The 20,605-nt window shown below is 63.4% G+C and carries 16 protein-coding genes and 1 tRNA gene; 7 read left to right on the forward strand and 10 right to left on the reverse strand.

Features of this window, described 5'->3' with window-relative positions:
- Window positions 1–187: 187 nt before the first annotated feature.
- On the forward strand, window positions 188–1,918 hold the full coding sequence (locus HMA55_RS06725) for a long-chain fatty-acid--CoA ligase (RefSeq protein ID WP_181192302.1): 1,731 nt from the start codon (window positions 188–190) through the stop codon (window positions 1,916–1,918).
- A 54-nt stretch (window positions 1,919–1,972) separates the two neighbouring features.
- Here the strand turns inward: HMA55_RS06725 and thrB are convergent, their stop codons facing one another.
- The 4 genes from thrB to argS all read right to left on the reverse strand — a co-directional run bounded on the left by thrB (window position 1,973) and on the right by argS (window position 7,382).
- Entirely contained in the window at window positions 1,973–2,902 is a 930-nt protein-coding gene (gene thrB / locus HMA55_RS06730) for a homoserine kinase (RefSeq protein WP_181192303.1), read from the reverse strand.
- 12 nt (window positions 2,903–2,914) lie between these two features.
- On the reverse strand, window positions 2,915–4,267 hold the full coding sequence (locus tag HMA55_RS06735; RefSeq protein WP_181192304.1) for a homoserine dehydrogenase: 1,353 nt from the start codon (window positions 4,265–4,267) through the stop codon (window positions 2,915–2,917).
- An 86-nt stretch (window positions 4,268–4,353) separates the two neighbouring features.
- Window positions 4,354–5,718: a diaminopimelate decarboxylase gene (gene lysA / locus HMA55_RS06740; protein WP_181192305.1), complete on the reverse strand. Its 1,365-nt coding sequence runs from the start codon at window positions 5,716–5,718 to the stop codon at window positions 4,354–4,356.
- On the reverse strand, window positions 5,718–7,382 hold the full coding sequence (argS, locus tag HMA55_RS06745) for an arginine--tRNA ligase (protein ID WP_181192306.1): 1,665 nt from the start codon (window positions 7,380–7,382) through the stop codon (window positions 5,718–5,720). Before argS ends, lysA begins: the two co-directional genes overlap by 1 nt.
- A gap of 166 nt (window positions 7,383–7,548) precedes the next feature.
- On the opposite strand from argS, the gene HMA55_RS06750 reads away from it, so the two are divergent.
- The 5 genes from HMA55_RS06750 to HMA55_RS06770 all read left to right on the forward strand — a co-directional run bounded on the left by HMA55_RS06750 (window position 7,549) and on the right by HMA55_RS06770 (window position 12,631).
- Complete coding sequence (locus HMA55_RS06750) at window positions 7,549–9,219, forward strand: L-lactate permease (protein WP_181192307.1); 1,671 nt, start codon at window positions 7,549–7,551, stop codon at window positions 9,217–9,219.
- Window positions 9,220–9,311: 92 nt separating this feature from the next.
- Entirely contained in the window at window positions 9,312–10,097 is a 786-nt protein-coding gene (locus HMA55_RS06755) for a (Fe-S)-binding protein (RefSeq protein WP_181192308.1), read from the forward strand.
- Window positions 10,094–11,644, forward strand: a complete 1,551-nt coding sequence (locus HMA55_RS06760; protein ID WP_181192309.1) for a LutB/LldF family L-lactate oxidation iron-sulfur protein — start codon at window positions 10,094–10,096, stop codon at window positions 11,642–11,644. Before HMA55_RS06755 ends, HMA55_RS06760 begins: the two co-directional genes overlap by 4 nt.
- Window positions 11,645–12,316 (forward strand): LutC/YkgG family protein, encoded by a 672-nt coding sequence (locus tag HMA55_RS06765; protein WP_181192310.1) that lies wholly within the window; start codon window positions 11,645–11,647, stop codon window positions 12,314–12,316.
- Between the two features lie 238 nt (window positions 12,317–12,554).
- Window positions 12,555–12,631: transfer RNA gene (locus HMA55_RS06770), tRNA-Arg, on the forward strand.
- A gap of 226 nt (window positions 12,632–12,857) precedes the next feature.
- Here HMA55_RS06770 and HMA55_RS11295 read toward each other — a convergent pair.
- From HMA55_RS11295 to HMA55_RS06785, 3 genes are all read right to left on the reverse strand, one after another.
- Entirely contained in the window at window positions 12,858–14,672 is a 1,815-nt protein-coding gene (locus tag HMA55_RS11295; RefSeq protein ID WP_235961836.1) for a hypothetical protein, read from the reverse strand.
- A gap of 81 nt (window positions 14,673–14,753) precedes the next feature.
- The gene (locus tag HMA55_RS06780) at window positions 14,754–15,812 is read right to left on the reverse strand and encodes a site-specific integrase (RefSeq protein WP_257802473.1); all 1,059 of its coding nucleotides are present in this window, start codon (window positions 15,810–15,812) and stop codon (window positions 14,754–14,756) included.
- Between the two features lie 119 nt (window positions 15,813–15,931).
- A complete protein-coding gene (locus tag HMA55_RS06785) occupies window positions 15,932–17,071 on the reverse strand; it encodes a hypothetical protein (RefSeq protein WP_181192311.1) in 1,140 nt (379 codons plus the stop codon).
- Window positions 17,072–17,157: 86 nt separating this feature from the next.
- Here HMA55_RS06785 and HMA55_RS06790 point away from each other — a divergent pair, with 86 nt between their 5' ends.
- Entirely contained in the window at window positions 17,158–17,520 is a 363-nt protein-coding gene (locus tag HMA55_RS06790; RefSeq protein ID WP_181192312.1) for a helix-turn-helix domain-containing protein, read from the forward strand.
- 575 nt (window positions 17,521–18,095) lie between these two features.
- On the opposite strand, the gene HMA55_RS06795 is transcribed toward HMA55_RS06790, so the two are convergent.
- The 3 genes from HMA55_RS06795 to HMA55_RS06805 form a co-directional block, all read right to left on the reverse strand.
- On the reverse strand, window positions 18,096–18,296 hold the full coding sequence (locus HMA55_RS06795; RefSeq protein ID WP_181192313.1) for a hypothetical protein: 201 nt from the start codon (window positions 18,294–18,296) through the stop codon (window positions 18,096–18,098).
- A gap of 233 nt (window positions 18,297–18,529) precedes the next feature.
- Window positions 18,530–19,387, reverse strand: a complete 858-nt coding sequence (locus HMA55_RS06800; protein WP_181192314.1) for a hypothetical protein — start codon at window positions 19,385–19,387, stop codon at window positions 18,530–18,532.
- Complete coding sequence (locus HMA55_RS06805; protein ID WP_181192315.1) at window positions 19,387–20,595, reverse strand: DNA cytosine methyltransferase; 1,209 nt, start codon at window positions 20,593–20,595, stop codon at window positions 19,387–19,389. Before HMA55_RS06805 ends, HMA55_RS06800 begins: the two co-directional genes overlap by 1 nt.
- Between the last annotated feature and the right edge of the window lie 10 nt (window positions 20,596–20,605).

Raw genomic sequence — 20,605 nt, forward strand, 5'->3', positions numbered from 1 at the left:
TCGGGGTGGGCTGCAACGCCCGGCCGGATCTCGCGGGCCCGGGGAAACGATCCTCCCGGTTGCGCCGCCAGCACCCTCAACCGGAATCCCCGGGCGGGTGCAATTCGCACGATCCACGCAAAAGTGTAGCGCATACCAGGCCCTGTGCTAATCGGGGTCGCGCTAACGCCGCGCTAACATGGCCTGCATGCTTTCTACGATGCAGGAGGTGCCGTTCTCCGTCGCCAGAATTCTGGAGTTCGGTACCACCGCCCACGCCAACACCAAGTGCACGACGTGGCGCGCATCCGGCGCGGAGGAAACCACCTTTGCAGAGATCGGTGCCCGTGCTGCCGCCTTTGCCAACGCGCTGCACAACGACCTCGGCATCGACGGCGACCAGCGAGTTTCAACACTGCTATACAACTGCGCCGAACACATCGAGGTCATGTTTGCCGTCGCGGCCAAAGGCGCGGTGTTCAACCCCCTGAACGTCCAGCTCATGGCGGACCAGATCGCGTACGTGGTCAACCACGCGGAGTCCGAGGTCATTGTCGCCGATCCCCGTCTCGCCGAAAAGCTCGGCAAGATTTTGCCGTCGTGCCCCTCCGTGCGCGCGGTCGCATTCACGGGCGTCGCCCCGCTTGAAGACGTCGCTTCGCACCTGCCGCCCTCGGTGGAGGTGCACAGCTACGAGCAGCTTCTCGACGGGCGCCCCACGGCCTACCCCTGGCCCGAGCTGCCCGAAAACACTGCCGCCGCCTTGGTGTACTCCACCGCCACCACAGGCGCACCGAAAGGCGTGGCGTATTCGCACCGCTCCTTGTGGTTGGAGGCGACCGGTTTGCGCGCAACCGACTCGTTGGCCGTGGCCCACGGTGAGACATTCCTGTGCTGCATCCCCATATATCACGTGCTCAGCTGGGGCGTTCCCCTTGCCGCTTTCCTGGCCGGGACGCCATTGGTGCTGCCCGATTCCGACATGTCTGCCCCTACCCTGGCCAAACTGATCGCCAACACCCACCCGCGTGTGGCCCACGGCGTGCCTACGCTGTGGATTCAGCTGATGGTGCATTACCTGCACAATCCGCCGGAGCGGATGAGTTTGCAGGAGATCTTCGTGGGCGGCTCCCCCGCTCCACCCGCCTTGATCAAGGTCTGGGAGGAGCGCTACGGCGTCGACGTCGTGCACGTCTGGGGCATGACGGAGACGTCCACCGTGGGAACCGTCGCGAGGCCTCCGTCCGGCGCATCGGGTGAGGCACGCTGGGCGTACCGCATCTCCCAGGGTCGTTTTGCGCCCACGATCGAGTATCGCGTGGTCAACGACGGCCGGGTGATGGCCCCCAACGACCTCACCCAGGGCGAAATCCAGGTGCGCGGCAACATGGTGGCGGCCAGCTACTACCACTCACCAACCCAGGAACCGGGCGAGCTCGCCTCCTCGTTCCGCGGCGAGGACGTCGACGACGTCAGCGCCCACTTCACCGCCGACGGCTGGCTCCGTACCGGCGACGTGGGCACCGTGACCAACGCCGGCTTCCTCACCCTCTACGACCGTGCGCGCGACGTGATCCGGTCCGGTGGCGAGTGGATCTACTCGGCCCAGGTGGAAAACCTGATCATGGAATCCGACGACGTCATCGAATGCGCCGTCATCGGCATCCCCGACAAGAAGTGGGGGGAGCGCCCCCTCGCAGTTACCAAACTCACCGCCGATGTCGAGCCGACGAAGGAGACGGCCGCCCACCTCCGCGCCAGCTTGGCCGACGTCCTGCCCAAGTGGATGGCGCCGGAGTACTGGACGTTCGTAGACAGCATCGACAAGACCTCAGTGGGCAAGTTTGACAAGAAGGATTTGCGTAAGCACCTCGAGCGCGAAGAGTTCGACATCATTGCCCTGCCCGGCCCGGGCAGCCGACCGAGGAAGACGCCCTAACGCAACTTCACAGGCCCCGGTGACCCGAGTGCCGCAGGGCACGAGCTGCAACAATCAGTCGCGCACCAGCTCCGCGGTCGCGGGTCCTGCGACGTCGAGTTCAATGACGCGGAGGCCGGCCTCGCGGGCTTCGTCGAGAAGCGCCGGCTCAACCGCGCTGGTGGTCAGCACCAGCGCCGTCGGACCGGCACCGGAAAGGTACGCGGCGTGGCCGCGGTTGCGTAGGCGGTTGACCCACTCCGCGGTCACCGGCAGCACGTCGGCGCGGTACGGCTGGTGCAGGCGGTCGCGGGTGCCTTCGAACAGCAGCTCAGGATGGTGCTGGATGGCCGCCGTCATCACCGCGGTGCGCGAGACGTTGAAGCGCGCGTCCGTGTGCGTGACGTGGCTGGGCAGCACCTTGCGCACCGCATTGGTAGACGCGTGGAAATTCGGCACCAGGGCGACGGCCCTGATGGAATCGTCGACTGGAATGCGCACCGCGCGGTACGACGGCTTGGACTGGCCGTCGACTGGGATGTCCGTCCAGGACACCACTGCCCCGCCGAGGGCGGATGCGCCGGCGTTGTCGGGGTGCCCCTCGAACTCGGACGAGAGCTGCACGATCGCGTCGTGGTCCAGCGGAGAGCCGGCTAGCGCGTTAGCTGCGACAACACCCGCGACAGCTGCGGCTGCCGACGAGCCGAGGCCGCGAGACTGCGGGATGGAGTTGTGGCACACCACGCGCAGCCCTGGCGCGGAGACATCCGCGGCGGAGAGCCCGGAGTGGATAGCCTTGACCACCAGGTGGGAGCTGTCTCGAGGAAGGTCGTCTGCTCCTTCGCCGAAAATCTCCACCTCAAGGCCGGATTCAGTGACCTCGACCTCCACGGTGTCGTAGATGCTCAGCGCGAGACCGAGCGTGTCAAAGCCAGGACCGAGGTTCGCGGAAGATCCGGGGACGGTAACCTTGACCTTGAGGCCCGGTTGCAGATCGATTGCCATATCGCAGTCCTTTTAGGAATCCAGACGGATGACGGAATTGACGGTCTGCACGTCGTCGTGGCCCGTGAGCTGCTCCACAATCGCGTGCAAATCCTCTTCCCGGGCAGCGTGGGTGACAACGATGAGGTGGGCTTCGTCGCCGGACTCCTCCTGGCGCACCGCCGACAGGGAAATACCGGCCTTGGCAAAGCGGGCGGTGAGGTCGGCCAAAACACCCACGCGGTCGTTGACCGTCATATTGATGTGGTAGCGGGTATTCACCTCGTCGAAGGCGACGACCGGGTAGTCGGCGTACGGGTTCTCTGCCGGCGCACGTCCGCCGTGGACCTTGTTGCGGGCGGCACCGACGAGGTCGCCGAGCACCGCCGAGGCAGTCGGCGCGCCACCGGCACCGTTGCCGTAGAACATCAGACGGCCGGCAGCCTCGGCCTCAACGAAGATCGCGTTGTAGGACTTGTCCACCGTGGCCAGCGGGTGCTCGTTTGGCACGAGCGTCGGGTGGACCCGGGCGTTGACGCCGGTAGTGTTACCGGCCTCGTCCACCAGGCGCTCGCAGATGGCTAGCAACTTGATGGTCTGGTCGGACTGTTTAGCCGCCTCGATGTCGTCGGCGGTGACCTTAGTAATGCCCTCGCAATACACGTCGTCGAACGTCACGCGGGTATGGAAACCCATGGACGCGAGGATCGCAGCCTTTGAAGCGGCGTCGTGCCCTTCAACGTCGGCGGTTGGATCCGCCTCCGCGTAGCCGAGGCGAGTGGCCTCCGCCAAAGCCTCTTCATAGCTGGCTCCGGTGGTCGTCATCGCGTCGAGGATGAAGTTGGTGGTGCCGTTGACGATGCCGGAGATGCGCTGCACTTGGTCCCCGGCGAGGGAGCGGCGCAGCATGCCCACAACGGGGATTGCGGCGGCGACGGCAGCCTCGTAGTACAGGTCCACTCCGGCGGCGTTGGCGGCGTCTGCAAGCTCAGCGCTGTGCGCTGCCACGAGAGCCTTATTGGCGGTGACGACGGACTTGCCGGCGTTGAGGGCTTCAAGAACGAGCTCACGCGGGTAGTCGATTCCACCGATGAGCTCGACTACGATATCCACGTCGTCGCGGGTGACGAGCTCCCTGGCATTGTCGGTCAAGTACACACTCTGGATCTCAGGGGCGTCCTTGTGCTTATCGACGTCCGATACCGCAACCCCCCTCACTTCGATCGGGCCGCCGATTCGGTGCTCCAGACTCGATGAGAACTCAGCGATCAGGCGCAGCACCTCGGTGCCGACGGTGCCTTTGCCCAGCACCGCGACACCAACTGGGGTGCCGATGCCCTTGCCCGGGTAGTTGCCGTTGTACCCCTCGGCGGTGGCAGAAGTCATGTGCGTTGTGCTCCTTCGTCGTGCGTGGCGGGGATCTGTGGTGAACCGCTTTGTCTACTATTGCGTAGCGCTCCGCAGATGGTCAATTAATATTCGCGCGCGAGGAGATCCTCGACGGTCTCCCGGCGCACCATGGGCGTCACTTCCCCGCCGCGCACCGACACCACCGCCGGGCGGCCGAACGCGTTGTAGTTCGAGGCCATGGAGTAGCAGTACGCACCCGTGGCCGCCAAAGCGATGAGGTCTCCCGGCGCAATGTCGTCGGGCCACCTCGCATCTTCGACGAGGATGTCCCCGGACTCGCAGTGGGAGCCGACCAACCGGGTGTCCGTGGAGCTGCCGTCGGTAAACCGGTTGACTACCCGGGCGTCGTACAGCGCGCCGTAGAGCGAGGGGCGGATGTTGTCGCTCATGCCCCCGTCGACGGCGATGTAGCGCCGTGAGGTGGTAAACGATGTGTCCACGTCCTTGATCACGCCGGCGGTGTAGACGGTTACCGCGGACGGGCCGGCGATAGCTCTGCCCGGCTCGACCACTACTGTCGGCGCGGCGATCCCAAGATCGTCCGCAACCTCCTGCACCGCCGCCAGCAGGTCCGCGGCCACTGCGGCGACGTCCAGCGGCTTCTCCCCCGGCATATAGGCGATGCCGTAGCCTCCGCCGAGATCGAGATAGCCCAATGCGACGCCCTGCGTCTTCCAAATCTCCGCGTAGAGGCCTAGCACGCGCTCGGCGGCCAGCTTGAATCCCTCCGCGTCGAAGACCTGGGAGCCGACGTGGCAGTGCAAGCCGGTCAGTTCCAGTGATTCGGACTGGATCGCGGCCACAGCGGCCGCGAGCGCATCGCCCGTTGCCAGAGAGATGCCGAATTTCTGGTCCTCGTGGCTTGTGGCGATGAATTCGTGCGTGTGCGCGTCCACGCCGGGCTTAACGCGGACGAAGACGTCCTGCTTCACGCCTGCCTGCTTCGCGACGGCTTCCAGTTGCTCCAGCTCCTGATGCGAGTCGATGACCACGTGGCCGACCTCGGACTCCACGCACAGGCGCAAAAACGCGTCGGACTTGTTGTTGCCGTGCACTGTTATCCGCTGCGGCGGGAAGTTCGCCGCCAGCGCGATGCGCAACTCGTTCTCGCTGGCCACATCTAAGGCGAGACCTTCCTCGTCTACCCAGCGCGCCACCCGGCGGGTTAAAAACGCCTTGGACGCGTAATGCACGTTTTCCGGCGCGCGGAACGCATCGGCCATGTCGCGGCACCTGGAGCGGAAGTCGTCTTCGTCAATGACTACGACGGGCGTGCCATAGTCCGCGGCGATCTCCGGCAGGGGCACACCCGCGATGGTGACCACGCCGTCCTCCTCGCGCTTCGCGCAGCGGGGCCAGACGTGGGCGGGCAGTTCGTTGAAGTCGCCGCTGTCTTTCTCATACGGCGTGGAGATGAAGACGGTCATTACATCCGCTCCGGTGCGCTCACGCCGATCATGCCGAGCGCGTTCGCGACGACCTGACGGGACGCCATCGCCAGCGCCAAGCGGGCGGTGTGGATCGGCTCCGGCGTCTCCCCCGCCTTCGGCAGGATCTGGCAGGCGTCGTAAAACTTGTGGAAGGCGCTGGCCAACTCTTCGGTGTAGCGGGCGATGCGGTGGGGCTCCCGCAGCTCGGCTGCGGCCCGGACCACGGCCGGGAACTCTCCGAGAGTGCGGATCAAATCTCCCTCCCTGTCGTGGGTGAGCAGCGATAGGTCGATGTCGTCCGCCGCAGTATTGGGGCTCATGCCGGCGTCGATGGCCTTGCGCTCGATGGAGCACAGCCGCGCGTGTGCGTACTGCACGTAGTAGACGGGGTTGTCGGAGGACTGCTTCGTCCACAGATCAAGGTCGATGTCCAGCGTCGAGTCCACGGAGGAGCGCACCAGCGAGTAGCGGGCGCCGTCCACGCCGATGGCGTCTACGAGATCCTCGAGCGTAATCACCGTGCCGGCCCGCTTGGACATCTTCACAGCCTGGCCGTCGCGCACCAGATTGACCATCTGGCCGATGAGCACTTCCACGGCGTCGGCGTTGTAGCCCAACGCCTGCGCCGCCGCCCGCAGTCGCGCGATGTAGCCGTGGTGGTCGGCCCCGAGCATGTAGATCGCCAACGTGTGGCCACGGTCAAATTTGTCAGCTACGTATGCGATGTCGCCGGCGATGTAGGCGGCGTCACCGTCGGATTTCAGCACAACGCGGTCTTTGTCGTCGCCGAAGTCGGTGGAGCGCAGCCACCAAGCGCCTTCTGCCTCGTACAGGTTGCCGTTGTCCTTCAAAGTGGCAATGGCCTTGTCCACCGCGCCGGACTCGAACAGCGAGTTTTCGTGGAAGTAGACGTCGAAGTCCACTCCGAAGTCGTGCAGGGACGCCTTGATCTGCGCGAACATCATCTCCACACCGACCGCGCGGAACGTCTCCTGCACCTCCGCGTCCGTGCCCTCAAGGGCGTGCGGGTGCGTCTCAACGACGGCCTGCGCGATATCGCGGATGTAATCGCCGCCGTAGCCGTCTTCCGGGGTCGGCTCACCCTTCGCCGCAGCGACGAGCGAGCGCGAGAAGCGGTCGATCTGCCCACCGTGGTCGTTGAAGTAGTACTCGCGGGTGACCTCGGCGCCGGACGCCTCCAGCACCCGGCCAAGGGAGTCGCCTACCGCAGCCCAACGGGTGCCGCCGAGGTGGATCGGCCCGGTGGGGTTGGCGGAAACAAACTCGAGGTTGACCTTCTCGCCGGCATAAAGGTCCGAGTGGCCGAACTTCTCTCCCTCGGAAAGCACCTTTGCAACCAGCTGCCCCTGGGCGTCTGCCGCTAGGCGCAGGTTGATAAAGCCCGGGCCGGCGATTTCGGCGGACTCAATCGCGGGGTTCGCCGAAAGGTCGTCGCTAAGCCAGCCGGCAAGCTCACGCGGATTAGTACCTGCCTTCTTCGCCACCTGCAGCGCGATATTGGTGGCGTAGTCACCGTGCTCGGGGTTGCGGGGGCGCTCCACGGTGACTGTGTCGGGGACGACGGATGCGTCGAGGTCGTGGGCGGCGAGCACGCGCGTCGCGGCCTCTTTCACGGTGGTTGCGAGTTCAGCTGGCGTCATGGGGCACAAGTTTAAAACACCCGCCGACACGGCACGCAGCGTGCCCGCTACCAGCATAGTGCCATAGGTCACACCAAATTAAACTCCTCCGATTCGTCACCTATAGCCCCCTAGTGGCATATTGTTTTCCCAGTCATTGCCCGTTCCTGACTCGAAAGAGCCTTTCATGGACCAATACCAAGTCTTCACCGATGCGATCGGTGGCAGCGTGGGCCTCTCGGCACTGGTGTCTACCCTGCCGTTGCTCACATTCTTCATCATGCTGCTCGGCTTCAAGGCCCGCGCGCACACATCCGGAGCAGTCGCACTCGTTGTGGCCATCCTCGTCGCCATCCTGGGCTTTAACATGCCCACCGCCATGGCCATCTCCTCCGCATTCCGCGGCGGCCTGTTTGGCCTGTTCCCCATCGTCTTCGTGATCCTGACAGCCATCTGGTTCTACCAGATCACGGTGGCCTCCGGCCGCTTCGAGGACCTGCGCCTCGTCTTTGACAAGATGGGCAACGGCGACGTGCGCATCCAGGCCATGCTTATCGCATTCTGCTTCGGCGGCCTGCTCGAGGCGCTCGCAGGCTTTGGCGCGCCGGTGGCCATCACCGCCACCATGATCCTGGCGCTGGGCATCCCGCCGCTCAAGGCCGCAACCGTGGTCCTGCTTGCCAACACCGCTCCGGTTGCCTTCGGCGCCGTGGGCATCCCGATCACCACCGCCGGCGAGGTCGGCGGCCGCACGGTCGAGCAGACCGAAAACATCGCGGCGATCATTGGTAACCAGACCCCGATTCTGTCGTTCTTCGTGCCGTTCATCATCGCCCTGATCATCGACGGCAGGCGCGGCGTGCGCGAGACCGCCCCGGCGGCGTTCACTATCGGCCTCACCTTTGCGGTGGCCAAGTGGTGGACCTCCCACTACTTCGCCTACCAGCTCACCGACGTCGTCGCCTGCATCGTCGCACTGGGTGCGGCGTTCCTGCTGCTACGTTTCTGGCAGCCGAAGGGCATTGAAGAGATGCGCCGACGCCTTGAGCTGCCGGAGCGCACCGCGGATGCGGAGCTGCCTGGCCACCGTGTGTGGATGGCGCTCATGCCGTACGCGGTTGTGGTGGTCATCTTCGGCTTGGCCAACCTCGGCAGCACCATCCCTGAGTGGCTGAACAAGTTCAAGATCTCCTTCGCATGGCCGGGCTTGGAGGGCAAGCTTCTCGACGCCTCCGGCGAAGCCGTCAACAGCGACTACAGCTTCGCCTGGATCAACAACCCGGGCACGCTGCTGGTCATTTCCGCTTTGATCGTGTCCATCGCCTACATGGTGTTTAACGAAAACGGCCGCTACAGCCTCACCTGGGGTCAGGTGGGCAAGGAGTTCACGGACACGGTGTGGAAGATGCGCTGGTCCGCAGTGACCATCGTGCTGGTGCTGGCCCTGGCGTACGTGATGAACTACTCCGGCCAGACCGTGACCATCGGCGAGTTCTTCGCCAACCTCGGCCCGGCGTTCGCTTTCTTCTCCCCGGTACTCGGCTGGGTCGGCGTCGCAGTCACCGGCTCCGACACCTCCGCCAACGCCCTATTCGCAAACCTGCAGGTCACCGCCGCGAACAACCTAGGCCTCAACCCGGACCTCATGCTCGCTGCGAACACCACCGGCGGCGTCGTGGGCAAGATGATCTCCCCGCAGTCCCTCGCCATCGCCGCGACTGCGGTGAACATGGAGGGCAAGGAGTCCGAAATCTTCAAGAAGGTCGTCGGCTGGAGCTTCGGCTTCTTGATTGTGGTGTGCGTGATAGTCTTCCTTCAGTCGAACGTTCTAAGCGCGCTTGCGCCGGTCGTTCCGTAACTGACAACCGAATATTGGAGCCCTCGAGGTCAATCACAGCCTGCGAGGGCTTTTCGTTTTCCCTGTGATCACAGAATTTTAGGAGTCCGAACATGCGAGTAGCGCTGTTTTCTACTTGTATCGGCGACGCCCTCTTCCCTGACGCGCACAAGGCCTCGGCCATCGTGCTTTCCCGCCTGGGATACGACGTTGTCTTCCCCGACCAACAGACCTGCTGCGGCCAAATGCACGTGAATACCGGCTACAAAGAGCAGGCCATCCCGATCATCGAAACCTACGTTGACGCATTCTCGGACCCCTCGATCGACTACGTGGTCGCTCCCTCGGGTTCCTGCACCGGCGCCGTGCGCGAGCAGCACGTCGAGCTCGCGGAGCGCTTCGGCTCCAAGGCTCTGGTTGACGGCGCGAAGACCGCCGCAAAGAAGACCTACGACCTGTCTGAGTTCATCGTTGACGTCGCTGGCACCTACGACGTAGGCGCGTTCTTCCCGCACCGCGTGACCTACCACGCATCCTGCCACTCCAAGCGCTTCATCAAGGTGGGCGACCGTCCGACCGAGTTGCTGCGCCACGTCGAGGGCCTGGAGCTGGTGGATCTGGCCAACGTGGAAGAGTGCTGCGGATTCGGCGGCACCTTCTCCGTGAAGATGCCGGAGGTTTCCTCCGCGATGGTTTCCGACAAGGTCCGCCACATCAAGGACACCCAGGCCGAGTACGTCACTGCCGGTGACTCCTCCTGCCTGATGAATATCGGTGGCGCTCTCTCCCGCCAGCACCAGGGCATCCGCGCTGTGCACATGGCTGAGATCCTCGCCTCCACCAAGGAGCACCCGCTGACCCCGACGTCCGCAGCGTACAAGAAGGAGAAGATGCTGTGAAGGTTGCACTCGGCCAACCCACGATGCCGCCGTTCGCCAACGGCCCGTCCCACCTGCGCGGCAAGGAAAAGTTCCAGAAGGCTGCGCACCACGAGCTCTACGACGTAACCAAGCGCCGCAACTACCAGTACGCCACCACCACCATCCGCGTGAAGCGCCAGGCTGTGGTGGACGAGGTGGACGATTGGCAGGATCTGCGCGAGGCTGGCTCCACCATCAAGCGCGACGTCGCTGCCCGCATGCCTGAGCTGCTGGAGCAGTTTGAGCGAAACGTCACGGAGCGTGGCGGCCACGTTCACTGGGCGCGCGACTCCAAGGAAGCCAACGAGATCATCCAGGATCTGGTGAAGGCAACCGGCGAGGACAAAGTTGTCAAGATCAAGTCCATGGCCACCCAGGAAATCGCACTGAACGAAGAGCTGGAAAAGGCCGGTATCTTCGCACAGGAGACCGACCTGGCAGAGCTGATCGTGCAGCTCGGCGAGGACTTCCCTTCCCACATCCTCGTTCCGGCCATCCACCGCAACCGCGCGGAGATCCGCGACATCTTCGCTGCGAAGATGCCCAACACCGACGAGACCCTGACCCAGGATCCGGCTGAGCTCGCCGAGGCAGCCCGCAAGTTCCTGCGCCAGCAGTTCATGGAGGCCAAGGTCGCCATCTCCGGCTGCAACTTCGGTTGCGCTGACACTGGCACCGTCTCCATCGTCGAGTCTGAGGGCAACGGCCGTATGTGCCTGACACTGCCGGAGACCCTGATCACCGTCATGGGCATTGAGAAGCTGCTGCCCAGCTTTGACGACCTCGGCGTCTTCCTGCAGTTGCTGCCGCGCTCCTCCACCGGTGAGCGCATGAACCCGTACACCTCCCTGTGGTCCGGCGTGACCGAGGGCGACGGGCCGCAGAACTTCCACATCATCCTGTTGGACAACGGCCGCACTGCCGCCATGTCCAACGAGATTGGCCGTGAAGCCCTGAAGTGCATCCGCTGCTCCGCTTGCTTGAACGTCTGCCCGGTCTACGAGCGCGCCGGCGGTCACTCCTACGGCTCCACCTACCCGGGCCCGATCGGCGCAATCCTTTCCCCGCAGTTGACCGGCATCGAGTCCTCCGACGATCCCAACGGCTCCCTGCCGTACGCTTCATCCCTGTGCGGCCGCTGCAACGAGGTCTGCCCGGTGAAGATCCCGATCACCGACATCCTGCTCGAGCTGCGCTACCAGAAGGCCAAGAACGAGCCGAACCAGGTGGAGCGCACAGCTTTCGCTTCCCTGGCGCAGGTGTGGGGCCACAGCGGTGTCTGGGACAAGCTCGTCCGCATGGTCGCCCTAGGGCGAGTACTCGGCGGGTTCAACGGCAAGATCGAGACCATGCCGCCGCCGATCTCCGGCTGGACGGAGTACCGCGACGTGGCTGTGCCGCCAAAGAAGTCCTTCCGCCAGTGGTGGGGCTCCGAGGAAGCAGAGCGCTTGCTGGCAGAGGCCCGCGAGCAGGGCATCCCGCGCGACCAGAAGGTCGATGGCGAGCGTTTTGAGGAGGACAAGTAAATGACTACTCGTGTATCCGGTAACTCCGCACGCGACACCCGCAACGAGGACGCAAAGCGCGAGATTCTCAAGCGCATCCACGACGCGCAGCAGCTGTCCAACACCCCCGAGCACGTCGAGGTTGTGCGGAACTACCACACCTCCTCCGACATCAAGGGCGACAAGCTCCGTGAGATCCTCATCGACCGCCTGGTGGATTACAAGGCCGACGTAGTTGAAACCACGGAGGAGACGCTGGGCGAGGACATCCTCAAGGTGCTTGCAGACCGCAAGTGCAACGAGATCGTCTACGCACCCGGCCTCGACGCCTCGCTTTTCGACGGCTTCGCCGGCACCGCCCGCCCGGACTCCAACGACTCCGATCCGCGCGAGCTTGGCAACGTGGATGCGGTCATCACCGACTCTCACGTCACCTCCGCGCAGACCGGTACGATCGTGCTCGAGTCTGGCGACGTGTGCGGCCGCCGCGCCCTCTCCCTGGTTCCGGACCGCCACATCTGCATCGTGCGCCCGGACACCGTGGTCTACGGCGTGCCGGAGATGATCTCCCGCATCAACCCGGAGCGCCCGGCGACCATGATCTCTGGCCCGTCCGCTACCTCCGACATCGAGCTCGTGCGCGTCGAAGGCGTGCACGGCCCGCGCGACCTCATCGTGATGGTTGTGAAGTAGCCGCTTCCCTGGCGTAGCGAAACGGCCGGTCCCTTGCGGGGCCGGCCGTTTCGCTGTCATTGTTTCCCGTGTCACGCCGTTCCCGCGGCGCGCAAGGATCATTATGGGGCGAGGGGGTTGAGAAACCATGAAGCATGGCTGAGAGTCGGCCTAGGGTTTGGTCGTTGTCTTGTAAGGGCCTCCCCCACCCGGCTCAATTTCTACAGCCGCGGGCCCAAGTGCTAACCTTGTCGGCATTGTCTTCGTAGCTCAGTGGATTAGAGCATCGGTTTCCGGTACCGAAGGTCGCAGGTTCGAATCCTGTCGGGGACACCAAAGTTAAGGGGGGTTTCACGAAACTGTTCCAATCTTTTCACGAAACCTCCCGCCGGCCGAAGGAAAACGGCCGCGAACACAAAAATGACCCGCTCCGTTCGTTCGGAGGGGTCATTTTTCTTTGCGTGAGCGCCGTTTTGGGCCGAATTTCGGCACTCGCCCACGACCTCTAGGCCACGGGCTTCGTCCTCGTTGTTTTGAGGACCAGCCGGTGGCCTTGGTCGGTCTATGCCGCAAGCGGTGGCGCGTTGGGGAAGGCGTCAGCGCCAGTCTCGTCGCGGCCGCGGGTCTTGCGGCCGTCCGGAGGGGTCGTGGGAGGCGTGGGCTTCTTCGGGAAGCGCCAGCGAGACTCTGCCGAGAGCAGACCAATGTTGGCTGCGACGGCGGACATGACAGCCGAAATGGCTTGTGCTGCCCAGCCACGCATGAGGCGCATGGTGGGGTCGCCGTGGCCCTGGTGGCGCGACGACTTCACGCGGTCGTTGCGCGACTCAATGGTGTTGCGACGGTGGTACTGCTCCTGCCACTCCTTCGTGCCGTATGGAGCGCCCTGGTTGAGGAACTTCGCGCCGTCTTCGGGCGTGTTCTGCACGGTAATGGAGGCCTGCTTGCACACAGCACCGCACATGCCGGACGTGGGCACCTCGCTTTCCAGCAGAGGCTCCTTCGCGCGGTTCGGGTGCTTCTCCTGCGAGCGCTTCACCAGCGGGCAGGTGACCTTCGCGTTCTTGGAGCGTGCGGGGCACTGGAACCGCTGCTTGCCGTCGCCCTTGACGGGCTTGCCGAGCGGTGTCAACTGCAACTTCTTACGCTCGTCTAGCAGCGCGTAATACTCGTCCTCGTCAATGCGGCCGTTCTGGAAGTCTGCGGTGGCGTTGACCAGGCGCTGACGCGCTTTCATTACCGGGCAGTAGAGCTGCCCGTCCACCACGACAGCGCCAGAGGCGAGCTCGGTCTGGAGTCCCAGCTCGTTTTTCTTGTAGTCGCCAATGAGGTCGTAGCCGGCCTTACGCAGCGGAACCTGAAGGTTCTCCGCCTTCTGACCCGGCAGGTACAGGCGGTCGCCCAAGAAGCGTCCACGGGGCAGTTCAGGACGTGCAAATATGTTGGTCAGCGAGCGAAGCGCACGCTGCCACGGCCGCGCACCCGGGCGGTGGAAGGACATGCCGAGAATGAGCGACGGCAAGCCACCCTCCTTGCCGACTCCGTCGCCCTCCATAGTGGCGAAGGTGGCTTCGCCTGCCCACATGTTGTCGCCCTTCGAGGGCTTCGCGTCGCCGTTGTGGTCGTCCGCGCCCTTCGAGTAGTTGCCGAGCGTCGGCGTGGACGCAACCTTGCGGTGACCGGGCACCTTGCCCGCCAGCATGTCCTGCTTGTTCGGGTTGCCGTTGGCGGAGACCTTAAACGCGGTGCCGTCCACGGCCACGTCGCCGTTCCAGGTGCCGAGTTTGTCGCCGAACTTCTCGACCGTCGCCCACAGCAGGCGGTTGGAGAACTCGTCGCAGCGCGCCATGCGTTTTTCTGCGAGCAATTCTTCCTCGGTTGGCTCATAGCCCTTCTTGGAGGTTTTCTTCGAGTCCAGGCCAAAGAGGTCCATGAACTCAAGCCACTCGTCGACGGTGTGGCGGCCGTGACGGGAGACCTGCGGGTACGGCTCCATAGTCGCCCGCACGCGGTCAAGCCCACGCCAAATGCGGTGATACCAGTCGTTATTGTAGTTGAGACGCCCGTCGACGGTGGAGAGGTCAACGTCCTCGTTGACGAGCGAGAAGTAGTCGCGCATGTAGGGCTTCATGCCGAAGGCAACTACCTCGGACATGCGGGCGACCAGTTGCGCGCGCTTGGTCAGCGCCATGTGGACCCACAACACAATGGCGGTGCGAATGGTCACGTAAGGCGGGCGGCCACCGCGGCCTACTTGGAGCCCGTCCTCAATACGCCAGCGCTCTACCAGTTCAACCACACCGGAGGTGTCAACGAGGTCGGCGGCGTACTTGAGTTGGGAGAAGTTCTCTTGCGTTTTCGGGTACAGGTTCGCCATGTCGTTGTCACCTCCTCGTGTGGGTTGTTTTTGGCAATGAAAGGCCAGCCTGGTGTCGCCACCAGGGGAAATAGTGTTGGTTTAGAGTGCGCCCTGAATGAGGGTCAGTCCGCCGTGTGTTTCGCTTGCGCGGGTGCCGTGCAGTAGTGCTCGGACGTGGTCCTCACTGTGCTCCGGGGCGGAGATAAACCGCCTGTAATGCTGTAAGTCGTGAAGTCCTGCGGCCTGAAGCACCGCGGTCTCCGGCACGCCCTTGTGGATCTGGTTGACCACCCAGGTCGTTCTGGCCCGCGCCACGTCTACCGCTTCGGTTGGGTGGAACGAGCGCTTGGTAAAGGTTGCGACCGTGCCGTGACCCGCCGTCGTGCGCCGGGGACGAAAAAGCCAGGAGCCTTCGCCCGCAGCGTGCTCGACCGCCTCTGCAATGGTGTTTGCCCACTCGTGTTCGACGGGCACGACGCGCTCACTTGCGCCCCGGTAGCCGGAGGCCACGAGCGTGAGGCCCAGGTTGTCCTGGGACACGTCGCTTGCCGTCAGCCCCGCGACCTCGCAGGAGCGAAGCCCAGCACCGAGTGTGAGTGCCAGGAGCAGGTGCGCCTGCCGACGACGCTCCTCGGTGCGCTCCCCGTTCGCCCAGACGCGCAGTGCCGTGACCTCGCCCTCGGTGTACGGAGCCGAGCCAGAGTCGGAGCCGTATTCGGGGCGAAGACGCGGTGCGTCGAAGTCCGGGTTGTTGGCGAGACCGACCTTGCGAAGCACAGCGCGCGAGGAACCGCGGACGTGGGTGGTGTCGGAGGCCAGCTCGTTGTGCGAGAAGGCCGACACCATGTCGTCGGTAAAGACGGCCTCGACCGACAGGTCGCGGCCAGTGCGAAGGACGAAGTTGCAGAGTTTTGTCACCAGTCGCAGAGCGTTGCGGGTCCGGTCTGCGGTCCAAGTGTCCTCGACGGTGTTGCCGACAGCGGCACGGACGAAACCGGAGAGTTCACTCCAGCGCTCCTCAGTGACAACTTTGGGTGTATAGGCAGCAATGACCTCGAACGGGTCGGTGCGTTTCGTGGTGTTCATGTTCAATTTGCCCTGTCCGACCAGGCAGGTGGTGGTCGCCTGGTCTTGTTCCGTGGTGGTGGAATTGAACACAAGCCTGGGTCGACACCGTGAGGTCGTCAAGGTCCATACTGTCGCTACAGCGACAAGTCGGCGCCCATGGAAGCGCTTGCGACGCATGCGACGCGGCGCATAACCGCACGCCATGACACTCATTTCTTGCCTCCGTCGATAACTTCAAACATGGAACGTTGTTTCCGTGCCAGCTCGTCAGTTACACCCGAGCGGGGGTACTGTTCTTGCTGCTGAACAGGTACGTCGGTCGCATTCATGCGCTTGGCCTTGTCCCCAGAACCCGTTTTTTTCGCGACAGGCGCCGAGGGTGACGGGGTCGGTTGCCACCGCTGTCCCGCCCTCAGTTCCGGCCAGTCAGTGAACGGGTCAGTCAACTCCTCGACGTGGTCGCTTAGCGGGTCCGTGCGGTCGTAATTGGTGCGTAGGTGACGCTCGAAGAAGGCGACGTTGGCAACGCCAATGGCACTGACGGCGACCTCCCTTCGCACCGCAGCGCACACCGCAACGGCCCACGTCGCGCGGAGTCGGCTCGGAAGAACATGGAAGTCCCGCCCAACGTTGAGACCCTGGTGCCACACCGGTTTTTCTCCGCGGCCAAGCACGTATTCGTGCAGAGCTTTCCTGGCCGCGAGTTCTTCCACCACGTCCGAAAACACCGCCGACACCGGAACGGCATGCACCATGTCGTAGCGCTTCACCCACACCGTTCCGTTGTCGTCTCGGGTGACGTCCTCCGCACGGAGGTACGACGCGGCAGCACCGGTACAGCCCGCGCCGAGACAGAGCGCCAAAACCCCCTCGGCGTGCTCGCGCTGAAACTGGGTTGTCCGTGAGACCGCCCAGTGCTTGATCTTCGGGAAGTCTTTCGGCAGATACGGCTTGTCGTAAGTCTTTTCCACCTCGCGCGCCTTGGGACCCAGGCTTTCGCCGAGGAACATCTCCGCGGCCCTGACGAGCGACAGGCGTTTCGCGCCAGCGTCCTTGCCACGCTTCGGAGCCACAGCCTCGATGTTGTCCATGGTGAACACGGTTTCCGGCGTGAGGTCTCTACCCTGGAGGTAGGTGCGGTGTGCTGCCTGAATGACCGTTTTCGCCACGCCCGCTGTCGAGAGTGTGCCCTTGCCGGTGATCTTCTCGTCGCTTTTACCGCGCATGGCTTCCGTCACGACGTCGGTGACGAACGGCGCTAAGGAGTCCGAAGCGGGGTGCGGGACGAGGGCATCCAGTTGCTCCCTCACAACGTCTGCCACGAAGGGCTCGAATACTTCTCGCTTCACTTGGACCTCCCACCCTGTACCGGAGAGGCAGACGAGGTGCTACCCCCGGAGTGCTTCGCAAGCGCAGAGCCAGTAGCGTCGACCCTGTGGCTTTCCCACTTGCACCTAGAGACGCTTTCCCCGACTGGCCGGACATTGACCCCACCGGCCTGCCGGAGGCCTATGCGCGTGCATGGACGCTGCGAGACAACCTGGCGAGGACTATTGAGCGGTTCATTGCTAACGGCTGGGCGAGCTCGCAAAGCGACTTCGCGAACAGGTGCGGTGTGTCGCACTCGGCGCTGAGCACATGGCTGTCCGGTTCGAAGTGGCCGGCGACGTGGCTCGTGCAGCGCGTCGAATACGCCACCCAAGCGCCACTGTGGCCGCGGCAGGTTGCCGCGAAGACCGACCGCAGGCCGCTTGGAGGCGACTACGACTTCCCACCGTTGGAGCACGAACGGGGGTAATTGCGGGTGTTGATTTGCGTTTGTTTCCATGGCTAAAAATGGTGGCATACCCCGAAAAGGAGGGGTCTAGGGTGGAAACGTTCCGATAGGTCGAGGCTATTGCGTCGACGCTATGACCATGGCGGCGTGTTAGGGTGGTCGACATGTCGACGGGTGGCGAAATTGGACCAACTTTTGACTGACCACCGAATTGGGTAACCGAAAGTTTGGTTGCTGGGGTTTTGTAAAGCTCGTGTGACGCGTTTCACACTTCTAGACGGTGCTCTAGAGAGGCTTTCTAGGCGTTATAGGCGACAACAATAACGCTCGGACCCTACATTTCGCATTGCCCCCGTCTCGGTAACCGCCTCGTAGCAGAGAGTGTGTGCGACCAGGTAACACAAAGACGCGACCCCGCAGGAGCGCTTGGGGGTGGGTTTAGCGCTGCAACCGCGGGGCCGCTCGGGGGCGTCCCAACCCTCGGGGGGGGGGGGGTGTTGGGCGGGACATGCTCATTATGGCCTAGAGGTGACAGGCGTGCAGCGTAAAACGAGCAAATGTCCACTTTAGTGGACACCGGACCCCAAACGTGCTGGTTACAGCGCCTCACGCCGTCGCTGCAACTCGTATTGGTAGACCTTCTCCGCATGCACCGCCATGATGAGCCCCGAAGCGTCCTGAAATGGGTCATCTCCCATTTCGTCAGCGCGCTTCTTGGCTTTCGCCCGCAGTTCTTCCAGAGGCACGTCGCGGGCAGCGAGGAGTTCTTCTTCGGTGGGCTCGGAGGGGTCGAACATGGTGCCCAGTGTATTCGCTGGAAATCATGGTCGTTTTCGTCGGCTCGGGGTCCGTTTCAACCCGCTAGACCCCAACTACCGCAGTTACCGAAAGTCGGGAAAAGTTGACTTTCCCAATGGGTTTGGGGTTCCGGTTCGGCACTCTTATCAGTTTGTGTGCGCCGTCGATCCGTCTGGCAACCTCGTCGACTACGACGTGGACGTTTACTAGAAATTCTTCCTAAACGGTGGCGCTAGATCCCCCGGAACTGCGTGTCGTAGCGAGTAGCCATGCGCATGATCATCGTCGCGTAATGGAACGGTGCTCCAGGTGCGGGTGCAGGCGGGTCGTTCACGATTTCCACCGGGGTTCCGTCATTGACCATCTTGAGCACCGTGACACCGAGCGCGTCGAAACCGACACCTGAACTATCAGCTCGGGTGCGGAGCTGTGACAGTTTGTTCATCATCGACAGTGTGTCGGCAGGCTGCTTGTGGATGCTCACGTCCGGTTCAAGACCGCGGGTCATCAAGCCGACGTTCTTGGGATTCGAGGAAATGAACTGGTCCGAAACGTTCACCTGCACATATCCGATGGCCAGTGCGGTCTGGCTCTCGCCGTGGATACACAAGTGGGAGCTACTCAACTCGTCGTAGAGACGTGGCTGTGCCTTGCCGTGCGCGGTCATCGCGGCCTTCGCCTCCATTGCCACCAGTACCGACCCCACGGGGCCGACCGTCAATTCGGGTAGCGACTGTAGCGCGTCGGCTTCCTCGGGCAAAAGTTCAATGCCGTACTTATCCACCAAGGACACCAGCGTCTGCGGGTTTGCATCCTCAATCGGGCCTGCGGGCCTGGCGATCACCAGGTCAAGGTCTTTGCTTCGTTTCGAAACGAAGTCGGACATCGTGTGGTTAATACCGAGGACCACCTTGTCCTGCTTGGCATGCTCGCGCAGCAGGCTGCTGGCAAGCATGAGATCAAACGCGACACCCCAGCTCGCGACCTTACTGTGGCGGTCCGAGCGCGAGTGGTATTGCCAGCGCAGACCGCCAGAGGTTGGCGGACCGTATTCGGAGAGCGTTCTGGCGAGGATTGCCGGTCCGAACATTACTTATTCACCTTGCCTAAAGCGTTGCCGAGCAGGTGCGCATCTTCGGCCTGAGCCACCGCCTCGCGGAAACCCGGGTGCCAGCCCAAATTGCCCTGTTGGAGGCGCGAGTGGAACCCGGCTATCGCCCTCGCGCTCAAGTTCGGGGCAGTCGAGACATCAATGTGTTCAAGCAGGTGCTCGTAAGGTGCCAGCACCGGGAACTCGCTCGCTTCGATGCGCTCCCTGGTGCCGTCGAAGCCGGCAGCGGCGTTCGGCCAGCGCTTGGCTTGCCCCCAGTCGACCGTCGGACACACCACGTCACCGGGGTTACCAATCCGGCCAGCGACCCACGCCGCGACTCGGGTGGTGACAGCGTTTCCGACCATTTTTCCTCTTGCCCCACGAGTGCGAGCCGGGGGCAGTCCATAGTCGAAATCGGTCCAGCCCCGCGGAAACCCCTGCAACGACTCCATGTCACTGACCGTGGGGGTCACAAACGCGCGTACCGGGTCTTCCTCGCTGGGAACCCACACCGCTGGAGGCGAAGCAATGCCGAGCCCCGAGCCACCCTTAAGCGTAGGTACGGCATCAGGTGCCCACCCAAGGCCTCCCCTGCCCTCCGTCCAATAAAAACCGAAGGCGTCCATTGCGTAGTCGGAGTCGCTGCGTCCGCCCGTTTCGTCGGCGAAGAGCACCCGCTTCGGGTCGAGCTCGTTCGATGCCACGAGGATCACGCGACGGCGCCGCTGCGGGACACCGGTGAAACGCGAGTCCACGACCCTGTATGCCCAGGCATAGCCCAACGACTCAAGCTCGCTGGTGAGAAAGTGCATGGCCGTGCCCTTGTCGAGCGACAGCATGTTCGGGACGTTCTCGATAATCAGCGTCGGCAGCGTTAGGCCTTTGTCCCGGTGCTGGTTAAGCAGTTTGAACAGGTGGACTACCAACCCTGACTGCTCTCCGGTAATGCCTGCGGTTCGCCCTGCCTGTGAAAGGTCCGTGCAAGGGAAGCCCGCCGACAGAATGTCCACGTTGCCCGGGAGACTCGGGAGGTCTGTGACATCCGAGTGCAGCTCGGCGTTCGGGAACTGTCGGCGCAGCACTGTCTGGGCTTCAGGCCAGTTCTCGCAGAGCAGATCTGTTTCGATGTTGTCGCCCAAGCCCTGCTTAAAGCCGAGTTCGATACCTCCGATTCCGGCGAAAAGACCGGTCATCCGCATCGTCATGTCACTACCT

Origin of the sequence: Corynebacterium wankanglinii, from assembly GCF_013601005.1 — a bacterium.
Lineage (GTDB): Bacteria > Actinomycetota > Actinomycetes > Mycobacteriales > Mycobacteriaceae > Corynebacterium > Corynebacterium wankanglinii.